Raw genomic sequence first — 389 nt, 5'->3', positions numbered from 1 at the left:
CCTTCTAAGCCTTTGCGCTGCGGCTTTATCACGCTGATGCGTCTTGTTTGGTCGCAGGAAATGGAAAACGCGCTCGCCGGTCGCCAGAGCGTTGAACACGCCCTGCGTCAGACAACGCTGCGTGCCAACGAATTGCTCAGTCTGTTTCAGCATATGCATCAGGCCCAGGCCAGCAACGAGTCGGACGAGGCAACGCCATGAAGCCTCGTGCGCATTTTCCGCAACCGCGCCTGGCGCAGCTGTTTGCCCTGCCCCAATTGCTGGCACTCGGGTTGTTCTTTTATTGGCCTGCAGTCCAGGCAATCTGGTGGTCGTTTCATCTGGTGCCGCCCTTCGGCGGTAACGAAATCTTTGTCGGCCTGAGCAACTATTGGCGAGTGTTGAAAGAC

General features: G+C 57.3%; 2 pseudogenes. Both read left to right on the top strand.

From position 1 onward, the window contains the following. Positions 1-201: pseudogene (locus ALO43_RS18685) on the top strand (extracellular solute-binding protein); the annotation flags it as partial. After that, positions 198-389: pseudogene (locus tag ALO43_RS18680) on the top strand (sugar ABC transporter permease); the annotation flags it as partial. The pseudogenes ALO43_RS18685 and ALO43_RS18680, both read left to right, overlap by 4 nt.

It is taken from the genome of Pseudomonas tremae, assembly GCF_001401155.1.
Lineage (GTDB): Bacteria > Pseudomonadota > Gammaproteobacteria > Pseudomonadales > Pseudomonadaceae > Aquipseudomonas > Aquipseudomonas tremae.
The sequence above is the reverse complement of the archived record's forward strand: the minus strand, read 5'-3'. Positions and strand labels throughout refer to the sequence as shown.